This window comes from Candidatus Poriferisodalis sp., assembly GCF_965221945.1.
Taxonomy (GTDB): domain Bacteria; phylum Actinomycetota; class Acidimicrobiia; order Acidimicrobiales; family Poriferisodalaceae; genus Poriferisodalis.
Window position 1 is genome coordinate 748,458 of record NZ_OZ244925.1, and the last position, 17,369, is coordinate 765,826.

Below are 17,369 nucleotides of genomic sequence, written 5' to 3' on the forward strand. Positions count from 1 at the left end.
CGAGGCGAACCCCAGAGTCGGGGGGGGCTGCCGCTGTGAGCGCAGCGGGTGAGGGGGCCGAAGCGTTGAGCATCACATGAGAAAGATTCATGAATAGTGGAAGCTAGTACACAGCGCTCGACCTCTGAACCGAATGCAGGGGGACCGGCGCCGATATCTGCTAATCAACTAGGCCGTGACAGACACCGATTCGGCCGTTGACGCGGCCTTGGACGAGCTGCTGGACCTCTTGGATCTGCAGCACAACGGCGATGGCCCTGACACATTTTGGGGCAAGGGATCCGGGTTCGACGAGTTCGGCCTGTACGGCGGACACGTGCTCGCGCAAGCGGTCGTTGCCGCACAGCGCACGGTGGACGAGGGCCGGCTGATGAACTCGGTCCATGCCGTGTTCCTGCGGGGCGGCGACGGCATGGCCGATGTCGAGTACAGGGTCGACCGTGTACGTGACGGGCGGGCGTTCTGCACGCGCCGGGCGCAGGCGCACCAGTTCGACCGGCTGATCTTCGAGCTGATGGCGACCTTCCACGTGCCCGAGGAGGGACCTGTCGACATCGAATGCCCGATGCCGTCCGATGTGGCCTCACCCGAGTCGCTGCCGACCTTTCAGGAGTGCATCGCCGAGGTGGGTCCGATCTTCGGAGAGCAGTGGTCGTACATGACCCGGCCCGTGGAATACCGGCTCGCATATGCGCCCTGGGCACCGACAGGGCCGTCGCCGCGCGGCGGCATCGACTACTGGTTCCGGGCTCCGCGGCGGCTGCCGGACGACCCGGCCATCCATGAAGCGGTGATCGCCTACATGAGCGACGACTGCCTCGCCGACAACGTGATTGTGCCCTACGGGGTCACCTGGCTGGACGACGGCGTGCAGGTGGTCAGCCTGGATCACGCGATGTGGTTTCATGCACCCGCTCGTGCCGACGAGTGGATCTACTGCGAGCAGCGACCGCTGATGGCAGGCGGGAACCGAGGCACCGCCGAGGCCCGCTTCTGGCAAGACGGCCGCCTCGTGGCCACCGCCGTCCAAGAAGCCCTCGCCCGCCTTTGAGAATCTCGGCGATGCGTGACCGCGACGGGTCAGCGACATCGTCACGCGCTGAGCTTGCCCACCTTCTCGGCGATGCCCAGCAACAGCTCGGAGTGGCCGGCCAGCGTCTCGGCCGTCTCGCGCTGTGATGCCTGGACTTCGCCTACCGATGCTTGGAGTTCGCGCTGCGATGTCTCGACTTCGCCTACCGATGCTTGGAGTTCGCGCTGCGATGTCTCGAGTTCGCCTACCGATGCTTGGAGCTCGCGCTGCGATGTCTCGACGCGTCGCAAGGCCGCGCGCTGGACTGCGAACGCTGCGTCGAGCGCCTCGCCCACCGGCGGGAGCGCATCGGGGACTTCGTCATCGGCCACGACATCACCGTACTGCGGTGCGCCACCGGCACCAAGCGCATTTTCCACCCAACGAGGCTCAGGCGATGATGCCGTCGGAGCGGAGCTTGGCGATGTCGGCGGGGGAGCGGCCCAGCTCGGTCAGCACCTCATCGGTGTGCTCGCCTTTATCCGGTGCCATGCGCTCCAGTTGTGTCGGCGTCTTGCTGAACCGAGCCGGAAAGCGAGCCGTGCGGACCTGGCCCACGACGGGATGATGGTGGGTGAGCACCGTTTCGTTGTGCTTCACCTGGGGGTTATTGAACACTTCGGTGATACTCAGCACGGGCGCGCAGGGAACGTCGGCTTCGGATAAGGCCTTGAGTGCGTCGGCTGTGGTGAACTCGCCGAGCAGCTTGGCGAATTCTCGCTGGTGTTCATTCGAGTTGCGTATCCGGGCCTCGCGGGTGGCGAAGCGAGGATCGTCGGCCAAATGCGACACCCCCAGCTTCAGGCACACGCGGGCGTACTGTTCATCGGAGGGCCAGATGGCACCCACCCAGCCGTCGATCGTCTGCCATGGGCTGTACCACTCGCTGTAGGTGGGCGTTCGCGGGGCCTCGGGCACCGACTCATTCCAGAAATAGTCGAGCCACATCCACGACAGCGTCGAATCGAGCAGGTTGACTTCAACGTGCTGGCCGCCAGCGCCGTTCGACCGGGCCAGCAAGGCCCCGAGGACAGCGTTGGCCCCCGTCATCGCCGTGGTCTTGTCTGCAGTAGCAGACTTGACGAAATCGCCGCCATGGACAACTGCATGAAAACGGTTTTTCCCCGACGTCATGGCGCGTCGCGGCGTGTTCGCATGATGATCCGGCTCTCAGCGATGGAACGAGCGCAGCGTCGCTCAGAAGCCAGCGGGCCGCTGGAAGCCGTCGAGGGCCTCTTGCAAGAATCGGCCGACCGCCAGTGTCGTGCGGTCCTCCAGGAATGGTCCGGCGATCTGCACGCCGACCGGCAGGTCCCCAACCATTCCCACAGGTACCACCGTCGCAGGCAGCCAGGACACACCGGTGAGGCCCATCCACTTGATGATGTCGAAGTAGGGCCGGGTATCTCCATTCACGGTGATCCGGCGATTGGTGGCAGGACGGCTGTGATCGTGGCGGACCGCAGCGGTCGGGGTCACTGGCAGCAGCACCACGTCCCAATTGGTGAAGAAGTCCTCCCAGCGCCGACGCTGCTGCAGACGGCGTTCGTGCCAGCTCAGCCACTCCCGATGCCGCATTGCGGCGTACCAGATGCCCAGATCGCCCTGAGGCTCGTCATTCGACGAGGCGATCTCTTCCAACTGCGCAAGCGTCCACGTACCGGCTTCGGCTGCCGAGAGCAGGTGCAGAAAGGTGTCGACTGCCTTTTCGTAAGTGAACGCCGGGCGAGCATGGGTGTCAACCCGGGCGCCCGCCTGCTCCAAGGCGCCGGCGGCTCCCAACAGCAGATCCCGGTACTGGGCGTCGATCGGGCATGACTCCTCATCTAGCCACACCGCCACCCGGAAGTCGGAGATGTCGCTGTGGCGGGCAGGTGGCAGATCCAGCGAGTAGGCCTTGGAGTTCCAGGCATCGGGCCCTGCGAGCACGTCGAGCGCCATCTCGAGGTCGTCGACGTCGCGAGCCATCGGGCCAGCCACGGCAATGTCGGCTTGGCTGAGCGTCCCCGGCATGCCAGGAATCTGACCGAGCGCCGAGACGACGCCGTAGCTCGGCTTGTGACCGCTGACACCGGACCAGTGCGACGGGATACGGATGGAGCCGCCGATGTCGGAGCCAAGCTCGAGCGGCGTATAGCCAGCGGCCAGCGCGGCGCCTGACCCGCCCGAGGATCCGCCGGGGGTGTGCTCGATGTTGTACGGGTTGGCGGTGGTGCCGTAGACCTCGTTGTAGGACTGGGCGTCGCCGGCGAACAGCGGCAGGTTGGTCTTGGCGAACACGATCGCCCCAGCCGCCTTGTAGCGGGCGACGGGGTCGGCGTCGCGTTCGGGCACGAATTCGGCCAGCGCCGGGGCACCCGACGTGGTGACGAGCCCCTCGGTCTGGAACGAGTCCTTGATGGTGATGGGCACACCATGCAGCGGCCCCAGTTCGTCGCCCCGCGCCACTGCCGCGTCTGCGGCGTCGGCGGCGGCCAGTGCCCGCTCGGCATCGACGGCGACGACCGCATTGATGGGACCGTCGAGACGGTCGACTCTCCCGAGCGCGGCTTCGAGCAGCTCCCGGGAGGAGACGTCGCCAGCAGCGATCGCGGCCGCAGTCTCCATCGTGGTGGCGTACGCGAAATCGTCTGCGGCCATCTCTGGTCCTCCTGGTCCGACGAGTTCGTAGTGAGAAGTTCGTAACGAACAGTGCTGGCAACCTAGTTCGCCGCCTCTTCCCGCCGCCCGCCTGCGCCGACAGTGCGAAAACCGCTTGCTCGACGGGAGGATCGTCACGACAGTGTGCTGGTGCGAAACTCTATGAAATTTATCGTTATGCTGGTATGTCTGTGCTCCGTCAGCCTCGCTGCACCGTCGGCGGAGGCGACCGGTCCGGCGCTCACCCTTGGTGGCGTTGGACTTCCCGAGCGGCCGCCAACACGGGACCCGGCGCTAGCGGGCGTGCACATCGACGTGTCCAGCAGCGAACCGGCCCATCGAGCCCCACAGGTCGGTGCCGCCGCCAATCGCGCCCTCTCGACGCTGTCCCTGCCTCGTCCCGTGCCGCGCTTCGCGCCCCCCGCAGCGCACGTGCGAACGTTGGTCGGCATCGACACCTGGTTCTGGGTGCCCGCATTCCAGTGGCGCCCGATCGTTCGGTTTGTTGCTGCAGGCGGAGTTGTCGTGACACTTGTTGCCACGCCGATCGCTCTGCAGCTGCGTCCCGGCGATGGCTCGGCGCTCGTTTCCTGCCCAGGACCGGGCTCGCCCTGGCTGGTGCCAGGGAGCCGGTCACTGTGCAGCCATGTGTTCCAGCGAGCTTCGACGGCGACAGCGAGCGGGCGCTACCGCGCCGCCGTGCAAGCGGTCTGGACGATTCGATGGACGTCCAGCACGGGCCTCAGTGGAGTCGTAGGGCCGGTCGTGGTCTCCAGGCCGGTGTCGCTGGTGGTCGCCGAGGCGCAAGCAGTGCTGAGCCGTTGAGCCCCCGGCCCAGACGACCGGCGACCAGCGCTGTAACAGTGGCGAACTAGGTTCGGCGCGATCACGAGCACCCATGAGCAGGGGGAAAGGGGTTTCGGTGCTGAACTGTCGAGTACTGGACCTGTCGGACCATCGAGGTCAGATGGCCGGAGCGCTGCTGGCCGATCTCGGCGCGGATGTGATTCTGGTGGAGCCACCGGGCGGTTCCCGGGCGCGCGATGTCGGCCCGTTCGTCGCTGGACGAGAAGGCGACCCCGAAGCCTCGTTGTGGTTCTGGTCATACAACCGCGGCAAGCGCAGCGTGGTGCTGGATCTCGACGACTCGCAGGATCAGCAGCGGCTGCGCGACCTGGCCGCGAGCACTGACGTATTGATCGAGTCCGATGGCCCCGGAGCCATGCCGGCCAGAGGCCTCGGACCCGACGATCTCGCAGCGGTCAATCCGGGACTGGTGTACACGTCCATCACGCCGTTCGGCCAAACCGGGCCCAAGGCGGGCTGGGCAGCCACGGACTTGATCATCTCGGCTGCCGGCATGTTGTCCAACGTCATGGGCGACGAGGATCGGCCCCCGTTGCGCATCCCGCTCGATCAGTGCTTCCTGCACGCATCTGCGGAGGCTGCTGTGGCCGCGCTGATCGCGCTTCGGGATCGCAAACGCACTGGTCAGGGCCAGCACATCGATGTGAGCGCCCAGCAGGCAGTGACCCAGGCCACACAGTCAGCCACGCTGTGTCACCTCTACAACTCGCCGGAGTTGTTGCGCATGAGCGGCGGGGCACGGCTCGGGCCGTTCCGGGTGCGGCTCCGCTCGCCCGCCGCTGACGGCTACGTCTCGGCCACCATCCTGTTCGGCGAGTCCATCGGCCCCTTCGGAGCACGGCTGTTCGAATGGATGCACACTCAGGGCGGTTGCGCCGACAGCGACCTCGAGATCGACTGGATCCACTTCGTGGAGGGCGTGATCACCGGACGCATTCCGCCCACGGAGTACGAGCGCATCCAGCAGGTCGCGGCGGATTTCACCGCCACTCGCACCAAAGCCGATCTGTTGGAGCTGGCGCTGGAGAAGCGGCTGCTCATCGTGCCCGTCACCACGGTCGCAGATGTGGTCGAGTCGCCCCAGTACACCGAGCGGGACTTCTGGCGGGACATTCCCACCGGAAGCATCGAATCGGTGCGCTATCCAGGTCCGTTGGCACAGTTCAGCGCCACCCCGCTGGACATCTCGACGCCCCCACCGTCAGTGGGCGAGCACACCGACGAGGTTCTCGCGGAGGCGATATCGGGAACCGCAGCCCCCGTGTCCGATGCGCTGGTGGCTGTGGCCAATGCGAGCCACCGAGACCCGTCGCTCCCGCTCGCTGACGTCAAGATCCTGGACTTCATGTGGGTCATGGCCGGTCCGGGATCGACACGGGTTCTGGCCGACTGGGGCGCAACCGTGGTGCGTGTCGAGTCGTCCCACAAGGTCGAAGCGGCCCGAACCATCCAGCCGTTCCTGAACAACGAGGCCGGCGCCGACAACGGCGGCCTCTACCAGAACATGAACGCCGGCAAGCTCGGCATCACCATCGACATCTCCAAGCCCGAGAGCCGCGACCTGATCCTGGATCTCGTGCGCTGGGCCGACGTGGTGTGCGAATCGTTCTCACCCCATGCCCTGCAGAATCTTGGCCTGTCCTATGACGACCTGCGTGCCGTCAAGCCCGACATCATCATGGCGTCGAGCTGTCTGTTCGGCCAGAGTGGCCCGCTGTCGTCGTTGGCCGGTTTCGGCACGATGGGGGCGTCGATGTCCGGCTTCTACGAGATGACCGGCTGGCCTGACCGAGACCCAGCGGGCGTGTTCGGCGCCTACACCGATTACGTGTCGCCGAAGTTCCTGAGCGCTGCCTTGCTGGCCGCGCTGGACCATCGCGACCGGACTGGCGAGGGCCAGTACATCGATCTGTCCCAGGCGGAAGCGTCGATGGCGTTCCTCGCCCCGGCGGTGCTCGACTACAACGTGAATGCGCACCTGCCCGACAAGCTCGGCAACGACCATCCCGCCATGTCGCCGCACGGCGTGTTTGCCTCGGCCGGCGAGGACTGCTGGATTGCGGTGGCCTGCGAGAGCGACGACCAGTGGCGAGCGCTGTGCGCAGTCATCGGCGCTGACGGTGCAGCGGGATGGAGCTGGCTGCGCCGATCCCGAAGGTGGCGAGCGCTGTGCGGAGTCATCGGTGCTGACGGACTTGCCGGACTCGGCGTTGACGAGCGGCGCGAGCGGGCTGATGAGATCGCTGGGCTGATCACGGCGTGGACGTCGCAGCGAGACGGCGTCGAGGCACACGACGAGCTGCAGGCGGCTGGCGTCCCGGCGCACGCGATTGCGAACTCCGAGATCATGACTGGCGATCCGCAGCTTGCGCACCGAAACCACTTCCGCAACGTCGCCCACGGTACGAACGGCACGATGTGGGTGGAAGGCACCCGCTTCGCGATGTCACGCAGCTCCGACGGCATCAGCCATGGCGGCCCGACCTACGGCGAGCACACCTTCGAGGTGCTCGAACAGCTGCTCGGCTACGACGCCGACCGGATTACCGAGCTGGCCGTGGCGGGAGTGCTCGAGTAGCCGAGCGTCTTCCCCGCTATGACATCTGTGCCTATCGGCTCAGCCTCTTGCCGCTAGGTCTCGAACTTGCCGACCTTCTCGCCGGTGACGTTCGCGTAGTTCCGATTCAGGAACCAACGCTGGTAGTCGCCGTAGGTGATCGGCTCGTGGCGCGCCGGACGCTCCGAGCTGACGGCCGTGGGAACAGGATCCACAACCGCATCGTCCCGGGCGCCATAGAAGAACGGCACCGCGTAGCGGTCGCCGGCCGACAGGTTGCGTGCCCGGTGTGCCGTCGACAGGTACGCGTTGTTCGTCCAGCGCTTCAGCATGTCGCCGCTGTTGACAAGGTAGGAACCGCGCATCTGGGGCGGCGAGATCCAGTCGTAGCCGGCGGGACGGATTTCCAGCCCCGGCACGTCGTTGGCAGGAAGGAAGGTGAACACCGAGCTGTCGCTGTGGGGGGCGAGGCCCCACTCGTTGTCGTCGTAGTCCATCGGCGGGTAGTGCGACATGCGCAGCGACACGCTGGGCTCGTCGAAGTGGGGATCGAAGTAGTCCGGCGGCAGATCAAGCGACAGCGCCAGGATCGGCAGCATCCGCGAGCCCAGGGCAATGAGCTGGTCAATGTAGGACTCGCAGCGCTCGGCGAAGTGCTCGAGCGGCGGGTACTGGTTGTGGGTGTGGTAGCCGTGGCGGTGGCAGAAGAAGGCTTCGTTCTGGTTGGGCTTGCGTACGGGCCCCGCGATGTCGGATGCATACGATGTGCCGCCGCCCATCCCGAGGTAGCCGCCGACCACTTTGCCCATCGGGATCGAGTCCTTCACCGGCTGGGGTAGCGCGTGAAGCCGCCGGGCCTCGTCGAACATCAGCTCGATCGTGGTGGCGGGTATGCCGTGGTTGACGATGAAGAAGAAGCCCATCTCGGTGAGCGTGTCACGCAGCTCGGCGGCGAGGGCAGCTTGGGCCGCTGGATCCGGCACCGGCTCGTTGAGCGGCGCGAGATTCAAGACGGGAATGACGCCAGTCGTCCCGGCGGACCCGGTCGATTGCGTTGTGCTTCCGCGATCCTGCGATGTGAGCGCCACGGTGCCCCCTTGTCGTGCTACGAGCGTACGCGGGCAGTCGGAACGGCGTCCCGCAACGACGTCTCGGAATGTTGTCACTGGGCGTTGGTACGGTTCGGCCCCATGAGAGCATGGCGACTGAACGAGTTGGGCTACCCGTGGGACGTGCTGGAGCTGGGCGAGTACCCCTCGCCCGAGCCAGGGCCTGGCCAGGCGCGCATCACCGTGGAGGCCACCGACCTGAACTTCGCTGACATCCTGCATTGCCAAGGCACCTACCAGGTGCGTTCGAGTCCGCCGTTCACGCCCGGCATGGGAGCTTCGGGCACAGTGGTCGAGGTCGGTCCCGATTGCGATCTGAAGGTCGGCGACCGCGTCATCGGCTCGGGCACAGCCGGCTGGGGCGGTTATGCCAGCGAGGCGTTGATCAAGGGCGCAACGGCACGGCACGTGCCCGACGACGTCTCGATTCCGGCGGCATGTGCTGCCAATGTCATCTATGGGACGGCATGGTTCTCGCTGTACCGGCGGGGGCAGATGCAATCCGGTGAGACGGTGCTGGTGCTGGCGGCCGCTGGCGGCGTCGGCTCGGCCGCTGTGCAGATGGCCAAGGCTGCAGGATGCACGGTGATCGCCGCCGCGGGCGGCGCTGCGAAGGTGCAGACCTGCCGCGAGCTCGGCGCCGACACCGTCATTGACTACGACAACGACGACCTCTACCAATCGGTGATGGATGCCACCGGCGGCCGGGGCTGCGACATCATCTATGACCCGGTCGGCGGCAAGTACTTCGACGTGGCGCGGCGCCTCGTGGCATGGGAGGGCCGGCTGCTGGTGGTGGGCTTCGCCAGCGGCACGATCCCCCAAGCGCCTGCCAACCACCTGCTGGTCAAGAACTACTCGGTGGTCGGCGTGCACATGGGCGGCTACCGCGGCCGCATGGACGAGGTGCTCGAAGAGTGTTACGACGAGCTCTGGCCCCAGGTTGCCGACGGCAGGCTCGACCCGCTGGTCAGCCAGGTATTGCCGCTCGAAGGGCTGCTCGACGGGCTGCAGGCGCTGCACGAGCGCAAGACCACCGGCAGGGTCCTGCTGCGCCCCGACCTGTAGGCCTCAGCCGCGGGCCCGCTCAGCCGCGGGTCGCCGTGTCGTCTGTGCTCGCTTAGAGGCCGCGCGGATAGGTGACGTCTCGGAAAGTTGCTGTCACGCTTTCTTTGTGCAATTTTGCCGTCTGTGGCGGCATTTCTGCGCAAAGTCCAAGCCGTCGGGACTGCCGGGCATCGCCACCTATCCGCTCACGCTCTCAGCCGCGGGTCACGGTGTAGCCGACCGATTCGCGGTCCCAGAGGTCGTTGGTGACGCCGGTGTCGCGGATTGCCTGCTTGCGGATCTTCCCTGGAGCGGTCTTGTCCAGCTCGGCGACGAACTGCAGGTAGCGCGGGACGCTGTGGCGGGGCATCCGGGGCACGCACCAGTCCAAGAATTCGACTGGATCGGGGGGTGGTCCGTCCACCGCCACCACGGCGAGCACCTCGTCTTCGCCGCCGGCCCCTTCGACACGCAGCCCGACCACGGCACTCTCGACGACGCCTTCGTATTCGTTGATGACTGTTTCCACTTCGTAGCTGGAGATGTTCTCGCCGCGGCGGCGGATGCGGTCGTTGAGCCGGTCCACGAAGTACAGCCGGCCTGCGTCGTCGAGCTTGCCGGCGTCGCCGGTGTGGAACCACAGGTTGCGCCACGCTGCGACGGTCTTGTCGGGCATCTGGTGGTAGCCCACGTTGAAGCAGAAGGGCACGCGGGGCCGGACGAGGATCTCGCCGATCTCGTTGCCTGGTAACGGAAGATCGGTCGCGGGGTCGGCGACGATCACCTCGAAGTAGTCATCCAGAGGCGGACCGGCACATCCCGACATCACCGGATCGGCGGGGTTGGTGAAGGCGACCATGTTGACCTCGGTCATCCCGTAGCCCTGCGCGATGCGCACACCGAAGCGCTCCTCGAACCCGGCAGCCCATTCGTCGGCGACCGGAAGGGCGATGACTGCGCGCAGTTGGTGATCCCGGTCGCGCTCGGTTCGGGGACTGCGCCAGATGAATTCCGGCATGACCCCGAGGGCGTTCGTCAGTGTGATGCCCTTGTCGATGACCGTGCCGAGCCACTGCGCCACGCTGAACCGCTTGGTGACGTACACCGAGGCGCCGGCGTGCAGCGAGGCGTAGACCTGCATGAACAACCCATTCGCGTGGAACATCGGCATGCAGCAGAAGAAACGGTCCTCGGGCGTGATATCCAGCGATTGAGCCGTCGTGAGGCCGAACAGGTAGCAGTGCGCCTGAGGCATGAGCACACCCTTGGCGGGACCCGTTGTGCCCGAGGTGTACATGATCGTGCAGACGTCGCTGGGCTTGGCTTCCAGCACTGCGTCGGGCCGTGTCGTGGTGTCGAGCAGGTCACTGACCGCCAGCACCGTGGTGCCCATCAGCGCTCCTCCCGGGGTGCTGCAGTGGCTGCCGTCGTCGACCAGCAGCGTGGTCTCGATGTCAGCCCCCGGAGAGGCGATTGCGCCGGTGTTCACGTCGTCGAATCGGTCCAGCAGGCCGCGATCAACCGCCACGATCCGAGGTTCGGAGTTGCGCACTTGGTGCTCCAGGAATGCGCCGCGCAGGTCGGTGTTGACCGGGACGAAGATCGCCCGCCGCTTCTGGGTGGCGATCATCAGCAGCATGAACTCGGCACTATTGGTGAGCAAGCCCAGCAGCCGATCGCCCGGCTCAAGGCCGAGGTCGGCCAGCGCAGTTGCCAACCGGTCAGTCAGCTCGTCAAGCTCGGCGAAGCTGACCGTGCGACCGTCCTCGAATGAGAGAAACTCGCGGGCGCCATGTGCCCTCGCCGCTTCCCGAACGAGCCCTGGCAACGTCCAGCCGTCACGACTCGTGCCCTGGTCACGGGTGCCCATCGGCGGAATCGTAGACTTCGCCCGGGCAATTCTGCCCGAATGGGGGGCGCCTGCTTGCCGGGCGCGTACAGAGGTTGGGCACCTGTTTGGGAGGTGACTGCATGCTGATCGGATTGCCCGGCGAACTCAAGGCGGGTGAACAGCGGGTTGGGCTGACGCCCCACGCTGTGCGCGAGCTGGTGCTGCACGACCATCAGGTGCTTGTCGAGACCGACGCTGGCGCGGGCATACGAGTCCCCGATGCCGAATACGAAACCGCGGGCGCACGCATCGGTACCTGTGGCGAAGTGTGGGAGAAGTCGGAACTCGTCGTCAAGGTGAAGGAACCGCAGGCGTCGGAACGCAAGCGGCTCGGCGACGGTCAGATCCTGTTCGCCTACCTGCACCTGGCGCCCGATCCAGAGCAGACGGCCGATCTCGTGGCCTCGGGTGCGGCCTGCGTCGCGTACGAGACGGTCACCGACTCGCGTGGGGGCTTGCCGTTGCTGGCACCGATGTCTCGGGTCGCCGGCCGGCTCGCCGTGCAGGCGGGCGCGTGGGCGCTGGAAACAGCGCACGGCGGCATCGGCCTGCTGATCGGCGGCGTGCCGGGCGTGCCGCCGGCTCGTGTGGTGATCATCGGCGGGGGAGTTGTCGGCGAGAACGCGGCCGAGATTGCCATCGGCATGGGTGCTGACGTGCGGGTGCTCGACATCGATCCGGCCGCGCTGGATCACCTCGAGCAGCGCTTTGGCGCCGCGGTCGTGACGGTCATCTCCACCCGCGCAACGGTCGAGACCGAGGTGCTCAACGCTGACCTGGTGATCGGCGCTGTGCTGGTGACCGGCGCTCGGGCGCCCAAGCTCGTCACCGCCGACATGATCCGCCAGATGCGAGCGGGCTCAGTGGTCGTGGATGTCGCCATCGATCAGGGCGGCTGCTTCGAGACATCGAAACCCACGACGCATGCCGAGCCAACCTTCATCTGCGATGGCGTCGTGCACTACTGCGTCGCGAATATGCCCGGCGCTGTGCCGGTGACTTCAACCCGAGCGCTCAGCGACGCCACCCTGCCCAGGGTGCTCGCCATTGCCGAGAACGGCCTCGACGCCCTGCGCACCGACCCCCACCTGCGGGCCGGTCTCAACGTCTACAAGGGTCACGTCACCGAGCCCAACGTGGCCGCCGCCCTCAACATCGCCTACACCGACCCCCTCACCGCCCTCGGCTTCTGACCCACACAGTCACCATCGGCCGACGCCGGATCCTCGCATGTCGCTGACTGGCGGAAATTGCCGGCCTCCGCTGGTTGCAAGCCGGCATCGTTCTTGCACCCCTAGATGATTAGTTCCAAGGGGTCGGGTCCACCTGTGGTGGGGTGAGGGTGTCCAAGCTCGGGGTGTGTATTCACGCTTCGATCTTGGAGGTTCTCAGCATGGGCCCGGACTTGGACACCCTCGCGACCGCACTGTATGTGAGGATCGATGACCTGTTGGCGCAGAACCCTGGGTGGGCTCCGCGGCGGCCTGTGGTGGGGTTCGCCCCGAAGCTGTCGGACGCGGAGCTGGTCACCTTGGCGGTGATCTCGGCGCTGCTGGGCTATGACAACGAGTCGCAGTTCGTGCGCTACGCGAGAGCGCATCTGGGGCCGTGGTTCCCGTATCTGCCCAACCGCGACGGCTACAACAAGCGGCTGCGGCGCAGCGCCGAGATGATCGCTCGTGTCATGGGATGGCTCGCACGCGAGTGCGAGTCGTGGCACGACGACGTGTGGCTGGTGGACTCCACCCCGGTCGAGTGCGGCACCAGCCGCGAGACCCAAAAGCGCTCTGACCTCGCGGGATGGGCCCAATACGGCTACTGCGCGTCGCATTCCCGCTGGTTCTGGGGCTTGCGGCTGCATCTTGTGGCCACCCCGGCGGGGCTGCCGATCGCGTTCGCGCTCGCCGGCGCGAAAGCCGACGAACGCGACGTCTGCGCCGACATGATCGACGCCGCCGGGATCGCCCGGCCGGGCCAGACCCTCATCGCCGACAAGGGCTACCGCTCTGCTGCGTTCGAAGCCGACCTCAACGACGTCGGCATCACCGTGCTGCGCCCCGCCACCCGATCCGAGGCCCCACGGCCCGGCGCCAGATTCCTGCGGCCCCTGCGCCAGATCATCGAATCGATCAACCAGACCCTCAAAGGTCAGCTCAGCCTCGAACGCCACAAAGGCCGCACCAAAGCCGGCGTCGCCGCGCGCATCGGCGCCCGGCTCCTCGCCCTCACGGCCGCCATCTGGCACAACGAGACCTACCACCGAACACGCCCCAGCCGCTCACTCACCGCCTACGACCACTAAACCCTTGGAACTAATCATCTAGCTGGCGCATTGGGCGTCACACGGCATTGGAGGATGCGATGAACAGGACGGACGACGAGACCGGGATCGCTGGCGGTACAGATAGTGACACGATTGCGCCGACTCTTGCCGCTTTCGAGAACAGTCAGATTCGGCTCGCTATCGGATACTCGGATGGCGGCATCACCTGCAACGAGTGTGGGTACGGCCGGAATCCCAATCCAGCGTCACTGCGGGTCTGCTGGGTTTCGTCGGATGACGAGGACGCCGAGAACGTGGATGTATGCGATTGCCACTTCAGCCTGTACCTCGAAGGGGCCATCGGCGACGCCTTTCCCCTCGAGGATGATTGAGCCCTATTGTCTGCCAACTTCAGCAGGTTCGAGCTGTATAGGGCTAGGTGTCGACGCGGGTTGGATGAAGTGTTGTCTATGCTCGGGCCATGGTAAGACTTAGCGACTATCTGGAACTCTCGCCTGATGCAGCTGATTCACAGTGGAGCAACATTCATCAAAGGCTCGTTTATGACGTTCGTCACCGGTTCACTCCAGTCGAAACAATTCTCTGTTATGGACTTCTAAGAGTTGTTCCAAATCCGCATCGATACGGAAGCAAGACACATTCGGCAGCCCCAACAATTGTACACACGCTTGCACATCTCTTCCGCCGGAAGCCAAGCTCATTGATCCTCAAGATGGTGAATCTGAACGGCCGGTTGCCGCACGGAAGCAAGTTTGACCTACCCTTCTTTGTAGCAATGAACGAGGAACCCGACCGCTTTTGGCACCTCTACGAAGTCACGATCCGTGCGGCCCGACGACAAGGTATCGATGCCAGTAGGTTGCGAGATTTCCTTGATGATGCAGGTGACGGAGTTTCCTATCTGCGTGTACCGTTTCACCTTGAGGACACCGCATTCGAGATTCAAGCGTTGGACTCGGCCATTAGAGGTACGCCTCTCGCCCTCGAACCAGGTGAGACTACGAAGGTCGTGCTGGGCCGACGGCGAATTGGGCAAGAAGCGTTTTCGAATGCAGTTCGACAGCGCTTTGCGGGTGTTTGTGGCTTTTGCGGGTTTGCTCCGAAGTCGCTGCCGAAGGAGGGTTTGATATGGGGATCACACATCAAGCCGTGTTCCGATTCTGATGAAGACGAACGACTTGATCCTAGCAATGGCATCGCAGCTTGTCGAATGCACGACGCGGCATTTGATAGAGGCTTGATCACATTGGAAACCGACCTCCGAATCAGACGATCCCGGAGGCTAAATTCAAGCATCGAGAAGGATGATGGTGCCGCTCACTATTTCGGCCCAGTAATGAAGGAGCGCCTCATTCTTCCGCCGGGAGCTGAGCCGCCGCATGATCGCTATTTGTCATGGCACCGCGAGCACATCTATCAAGACTCACTGCCCTGAGCGCTGACGCACATGGTCTTGGCTTGAGTGGTTACGCCCACAGGGCGCAGATGGGGATGGCTTCGATCTGCTCTGACAGGTGGTATTTGCGGCGGCCGACATGGAATACGACGCCTGCTGCGAACTGGGGCCCGAGCTCGTCCCGGAGCCACATGAGATGGCGGGCATCACTGGTGTCGGGAGCATTCGTGGCCTTGATCTCGATGGCGACAATGCCGCGGGCACCGAAATCGGCGATCAGGTCGACCTCGTGGCGACCGTCCGCCACCCGCAGGTGACACAGCTGTGGGCCGCGCGTCGTCAGAGCCGTCTCGGCTCGCAACTGGTTGATGACAAAGGTCTCGAGGAGCCTCCCGAGCAGATCGCCGCTGGACATCACGGTCGCGGCGTCAACGCCGACGGCAGCCGCCCACAGGCCGGTGTCTGCCACCAGACGCTTGCGTCCCTTGACGAGCCGGGTGAGACGGTTGCTGTGCCACGGCGACAGCTCAGCGAGGACGCCGGTATCGACGATCAATGTGAGCGGTAGTCGCCGAATCCTTCGGCGAGCATGTCGTCGGCTTCCGATGCCCGTCGACCCGAACTGGAGGTGCCCATGGCTACGAAACTCGGCTGCCGGCGCTTGACAGGTTGTTCCTTGGCGGACAGCGAAGCGACCCATTCCTCGATAACGGCGTCAACGCTGGTTCGGCGACGCTCGGCCTCGGCGTGCAGTCGCGCCATGCCTTCCTCGGAGAGATCCAGTGTCACCACCACGTCAACGAGACTACGTCGTGGTTCTGGAGAATTTCCACAGAATTCCGGTGGCATGAGCCGCAGGCTCTTGTGCAAGTGTCACACGCCGCTGATTACCAATTTTGCACATGCGGCTTCGTCGCGTTCTTCGTACTCCCAGATGCGCACCGGGGTCCAGCCGCCTGCCTCCAGGCGGGCATCGGTGTCGGCATCGCAGGCACAGTTGCAGGAGCGTGCTGAATGCGGCCATGAACGGCGTAACCCCGGCCGTTTGCCGAAGCATTGACGGTTCCGGGGTTTTCGTTGCTGACTCTAACATCCCGGCGGTGAATGTGGCGGATCGCCGCAGGCGTCACGCCCACAGGGCGCAGATGGGGATGGCTTCGATCTGCTCTGACAGGTGGTATTTGCGGCGGCCGACATGGAATACGACGCCTGCTGCGAACTGGGGCCCGAGCTCGTCCCGGAGCCACATGAGATGGCGGGCATCACTGGTGTCGGGAGCATTCGTGGCCTTGATCTCGATGGCGACAATGCCGCGGGCACCGAAATCGGCGATCAGGTCGACCTCGTGGCGACCGTCCGCCACCCGCAGGTGACACAGCTGTGGGCCGCGCGTCGTCAGAGCCGTCTCGGCTCGCAACTGGTTGATGACAAAGGTCTCGAGGAGCCTTTCGAGCAGGTCACCGTTGGACATCACGGTCGCGGTGTCAACGCCGACGGCAGCCGCCCACAGGCCGGTGTCTGCCACTAGGCGCTTGCGTCCCTTGACGAGTCGGGTGAGACGGTTGCTGTGCCACGGCGACAGCTCAGCGAGGACGCCGAGGTCGCTGAGCACTTGGGTATAGGCGGTGCCAGTCCGATGGTTGATGGCCGCAGCACTGTTGAGCGTGGAATCCGTCGCAAGACCTGCCGTGTTGAGTGCGTATGCCCCGAAGAAGCGACCGAGACGAGCGCTATCGGGTGAGGCACCCAACGTCGACGGGTCGCGGTTCAACATCTGGCCGAGGTAGCCGTCGAGCCAAGCGTCACGGCGTGCGGGCTGGTTCTCCAGCACGGCTTCGGGGAAGCCGCCATTGAGCGCCAGCTCGACGTAGCCACGCAGGTCAGGCGGGTCCGTTGGCAGCCGGATGTCGTCGCCGGTGCGCATGAGCTCGAGGATTTCCACGCCGATGGTGCCGAACTGCTCGCGCACCGTCATCGGATGCATGGTCACCGGGAGCAAGCGACCTGTGCCGGGCCACAGGGAGGGATCGCGAGCTGAGCGGATCGAACCGCTGAGAATGAACCTTCCCGAAGCACGGTCGGTGTCGACGGCCCGTTTGACCGCACCGAGCACCTCAGGGACCACCTGCCACTCGTCCAGCAGCACTGGCGGTTTGAGATCTCGCAAGGCGGCGTCGGGATCGGCCCGCACAGCAGCAGCCTCTTCGGCATCGTCCAGTTGAATCACTGTCGCTGCGTGCCGGCGGGCAGTCGTCGTCTTGCCGGTAGCACGAGCACCGGTGACGAACAGCGCCGCAGGGGACTCGGCCAAGAACTCGATCCTGGCGTCCGCCATGCGCGGAATGTAGCTGGCCACAAGGACAGATTACCAATACTGCACGGTTGTTAGTACAAGTTTCACACGCCGCTGATTACTAATTCTGCACATGCTGCACTACGCGTTAGGCGCGGTGTCCAATAACGAATTGGCGCGCGCAGTGCTGCATCTGCTTCCGATGCGCCTACC

General features: G+C 65.1%; 16 protein-coding genes. 8 read left to right on the forward strand and 8 right to left on the reverse strand.

Features of this window, described 5'->3' with window-relative positions; all coding sequences use genetic code 11:
* Nucleotides 1-175 precede the first annotated feature (175 nt).
* Entirely contained in the window at nucleotides 176-1,051 is an 876-nt protein-coding gene (locus ACOQPH_RS03430) for an acyl-CoA thioesterase (RefSeq protein ID WP_420623344.1), read from the forward strand.
* A gap of 41 nt (nucleotides 1,052-1,092) precedes the next feature.
* On the opposite strand, the gene ACOQPH_RS03435 is transcribed toward ACOQPH_RS03430, so the two are convergent.
* The 3 genes from ACOQPH_RS03435 to ACOQPH_RS03445 all read right to left on the reverse strand — a co-directional run bounded on the left by ACOQPH_RS03435 (nucleotide 1,093) and on the right by ACOQPH_RS03445 (nucleotide 3,712).
* Entirely contained in the window at nucleotides 1,093-1,404 is a 312-nt protein-coding gene (locus ACOQPH_RS03435; RefSeq protein ID WP_420623345.1) for a hypothetical protein, read from the reverse strand.
* Nucleotides 1,405-1,462: 58 nt separating this feature from the next.
* Nucleotides 1,463-2,206, reverse strand: a complete 744-nt coding sequence (locus tag ACOQPH_RS03440; protein WP_420623346.1) for a CoA transferase — start codon at nucleotides 2,204-2,206, stop codon at nucleotides 1,463-1,465.
* A gap of 63 nt (nucleotides 2,207-2,269) precedes the next feature.
* Nucleotides 2,270-3,712: an amidase gene (locus tag ACOQPH_RS03445; protein ID WP_420623347.1), complete on the reverse strand. Its 1,443-nt coding sequence runs from the start codon at nucleotides 3,710-3,712 to the stop codon at nucleotides 2,270-2,272.
* Between the two features lie 162 nt (nucleotides 3,713-3,874).
* Here ACOQPH_RS03445 and ACOQPH_RS03450 point away from each other — a divergent pair, with 162 nt between their 5' ends.
* Together ACOQPH_RS03450 and ACOQPH_RS03455 are read left to right on the forward strand one after the other, a co-directional pair.
* Nucleotides 3,875-4,537, forward strand: coding sequence for a hypothetical protein (locus tag ACOQPH_RS03450; protein WP_420623348.1), 663 nt, complete (start codon nucleotides 3,875-3,877; stop codon nucleotides 4,535-4,537).
* 73 nt (nucleotides 4,538-4,610) lie between these two features.
* Entirely contained in the window at nucleotides 4,611-7,157 is a 2,547-nt protein-coding gene (locus ACOQPH_RS03455; protein ID WP_420623349.1) for a CaiB/BaiF CoA transferase family protein, read from the forward strand.
* A 53-nt stretch (nucleotides 7,158-7,210) separates the two neighbouring features.
* Here the strand turns inward: ACOQPH_RS03455 and ACOQPH_RS03460 are convergent, their stop codons facing one another.
* On the reverse strand, nucleotides 7,211-8,224 hold the full coding sequence (locus ACOQPH_RS03460; protein ID WP_420623350.1) for an isopenicillin N synthase family dioxygenase: 1,014 nt from the start codon (nucleotides 8,222-8,224) through the stop codon (nucleotides 7,211-7,213).
* A 102-nt stretch (nucleotides 8,225-8,326) separates the two neighbouring features.
* Here ACOQPH_RS03460 and ACOQPH_RS03465 point away from each other — a divergent pair, with 102 nt between their 5' ends.
* Nucleotides 8,327-9,313, forward strand: a complete 987-nt coding sequence (locus ACOQPH_RS03465; RefSeq protein WP_420623351.1) for an NADPH:quinone oxidoreductase family protein — start codon at nucleotides 8,327-8,329, stop codon at nucleotides 9,311-9,313.
* Between the two features lie 193 nt (nucleotides 9,314-9,506).
* On the opposite strand, the gene ACOQPH_RS03470 is transcribed toward ACOQPH_RS03465, so the two are convergent.
* Nucleotides 9,507-11,162, reverse strand: coding sequence for an AMP-binding protein (locus ACOQPH_RS03470; RefSeq protein WP_420623352.1), 1,656 nt, complete (start codon nucleotides 11,160-11,162; stop codon nucleotides 9,507-9,509).
* 101 nt (nucleotides 11,163-11,263) lie between these two features.
* Between ACOQPH_RS03470 and ald the strand changes: the two genes are divergently transcribed.
* The 4 genes from ald to ACOQPH_RS03490 all read left to right on the forward strand — a co-directional run bounded on the left by ald (nucleotide 11,264) and on the right by ACOQPH_RS03490 (nucleotide 14,902).
* On the forward strand, nucleotides 11,264-12,376 hold the full coding sequence (gene ald, locus ACOQPH_RS03475) for an alanine dehydrogenase (protein WP_420623353.1): 1,113 nt from the start codon (nucleotides 11,264-11,266) through the stop codon (nucleotides 12,374-12,376).
* 200 nt (nucleotides 12,377-12,576) lie between these two features.
* Nucleotides 12,577-13,485, forward strand: a complete 909-nt coding sequence (locus tag ACOQPH_RS03480; protein WP_420622129.1) for an IS982 family transposase — start codon at nucleotides 12,577-12,579, stop codon at nucleotides 13,483-13,485.
* Between the two features lie 59 nt (nucleotides 13,486-13,544).
* Entirely contained in the window at nucleotides 13,545-13,838 is a 294-nt protein-coding gene (locus ACOQPH_RS03485) for a hypothetical protein (protein ID WP_420623354.1), read from the forward strand.
* 89 nt (nucleotides 13,839-13,927) lie between these two features.
* Nucleotides 13,928-14,902 carry an HNH endonuclease gene (locus ACOQPH_RS03490; RefSeq protein ID WP_420623355.1) on the forward strand — a complete coding sequence of 325 codons (975 nt, stop codon included), beginning with the start codon at nucleotides 13,928-13,930 and terminating at the stop codon, nucleotides 14,900-14,902.
* A 31-nt stretch (nucleotides 14,903-14,933) separates the two neighbouring features.
* Here the strand turns inward: ACOQPH_RS03490 and ACOQPH_RS03495 are convergent, their stop codons facing one another.
* The 3 genes from ACOQPH_RS03495 to ACOQPH_RS03505 form a co-directional block, all read right to left on the reverse strand.
* On the reverse strand, nucleotides 14,934-15,419 hold the full coding sequence (locus ACOQPH_RS03495; RefSeq protein ID WP_420623356.1) for a DUF4143 domain-containing protein: 486 nt from the start codon (nucleotides 15,417-15,419) through the stop codon (nucleotides 14,934-14,936).
* A complete protein-coding gene (locus ACOQPH_RS03500) occupies nucleotides 15,416-15,658 on the reverse strand; it encodes a hypothetical protein (RefSeq protein ID WP_420623357.1) in 243 nt (80 codons plus the stop codon). The genes ACOQPH_RS03495 and ACOQPH_RS03500 overlap by 4 nt, the downstream gene beginning before the upstream one ends.
* Before the next feature lie 331 nt (nucleotides 15,659-15,989).
* Complete coding sequence (locus tag ACOQPH_RS03505; protein WP_420623358.1) at nucleotides 15,990-17,198, reverse strand: ATP-binding protein; 1,209 nt, start codon at nucleotides 17,196-17,198, stop codon at nucleotides 15,990-15,992.
* Nucleotides 17,199-17,369: the final 171 nt, after the last annotated feature.

Coding starts and splice junctions, on each gene's coding strand:
- ACOQPH_RS03440 (WP_420623346.1), bottom strand. CDS start 2,206: ATGACGTCGGGGAAAAACCGTTTTCATGCAGTTGTCCATGGCGGCGAT.
- ACOQPH_RS03445 (WP_420623347.1), bottom strand. CDS start 3,712: ATGGCCGCAGACGATTTCGCGTACGCCACCACGATGGAGACTGCGGCC.
- ACOQPH_RS03450 (WP_420623348.1), top strand. CDS start 3,875: ATGAAATTTATCGTTATGCTGGTATGTCTGTGCTCCGTCAGCCTCGCT.
- ACOQPH_RS03455 (WP_420623349.1), top strand. CDS start 4,611: ATGAGCAGGGGGAAAGGGGTTTCGGTGCTGAACTGTCGAGTACTGGAC.
- ACOQPH_RS03465 (WP_420623351.1), top strand. CDS start 8,327: ATGAGAGCATGGCGACTGAACGAGTTGGGCTACCCGTGGGACGTGCTG.
- ACOQPH_RS03470 (WP_420623352.1), bottom strand. CDS start 11,162: ATGGGCACCCGTGACCAGGGCACGAGTCGTGACGGCTGGACGTTGCCA.
- ald (WP_420623353.1), top strand. CDS start 11,264: ATGCTGATCGGATTGCCCGGCGAACTCAAGGCGGGTGAACAGCGGGTT.
- ACOQPH_RS03480 (WP_420622129.1), top strand. CDS start 12,577: ATGGGCCCGGACTTGGACACCCTCGCGACCGCACTGTATGTGAGGATC.
- ACOQPH_RS03485 (WP_420623354.1), top strand. CDS start 13,545: ATGAACAGGACGGACGACGAGACCGGGATCGCTGGCGGTACAGATAGT.
- ACOQPH_RS03490 (WP_420623355.1), top strand. CDS start 13,928: ATGGTAAGACTTAGCGACTATCTGGAACTCTCGCCTGATGCAGCTGAT.
- ACOQPH_RS03505 (WP_420623358.1), bottom strand. CDS start 17,198: ATGGCGGACGCCAGGATCGAGTTCTTGGCCGAGTCCCCTGCGGCGCTG.